General features: G+C 46.7%; 1 protein-coding gene. It reads right to left on the minus strand.

What is annotated here, in order from left to right:
- Positions 1-566: DUF1538 domain-containing protein (locus tag R7E78_RS26090; protein WP_318058605.1), on the minus strand; the 566-nt coding region annotated here is incomplete at its 3' end.
- Between the last annotated feature and the right edge of the window lie 201 nt (positions 567-767).

Consider the following 767-nt stretch of genomic DNA (forward strand, 5'->3'; position numbering starts at 1 on the left):
CCCGAGTCGTAAGCAACGCCGATGATCGACTCTGGCGCAAACCAAGTGAGAGTCACAACGCCAACATAACCACCGATGATCATGTAATGAATTGGCCACCCTTTTAAGATACGCAGCACCCCAATCACAATCGCAACCCCAACAGAAAAAGCCACCGTGATCCGCAGGCCAACGCCATACTCCGTCATGGATTGTTCGGAATTAGGGATCATCCCGCCTTCAGCCGCCACCTCTGAGGCCTCTTCTGCAACAGCAGTCAATGCTGGCTCTGCGATAGTGGTTCCAAACCCCAAGCAAAACGCAAAAATCAATAACCAAAACACACTGCCCTTTCGAGCAAAGGCTTGTGCCATATTTTCGCCAATGGGGAACAAGCCGAGTTCTAGCCCGAAAATAAAAAACGTCAGGCCTAAAATGACCAACAACAAACCAAAAAGAATCGAGACCAAGTTAGGTAAAGGCTCTTGCAGAACCACCAATTGGAAGAAGGTAATAACAATCACAATAGGAAGAAGATCGCGGGCACTGTTAAACAGAGCGCGGAACAAAGCAGTGAGTGCTTCCATGCAAATCCTCCCTTTGACGAACAAGTTATTGGCTCTGAAAGCGAGACCTGTCCGGTGATATCCTTATCATCTACTCTCAGTGTGGCATAAATTTCTACTCACAAACGTGATCAACCTTATGTCACCACTAACATTTGGTTACATTTTCCTAATATGTGAACTGGATGAGCCACCACGAAAATTTATCTGAAAGATGGGAGC

The sequence above is a fragment of the Vibrio sp. YT-19(2023) genome (assembly GCF_033337395.1).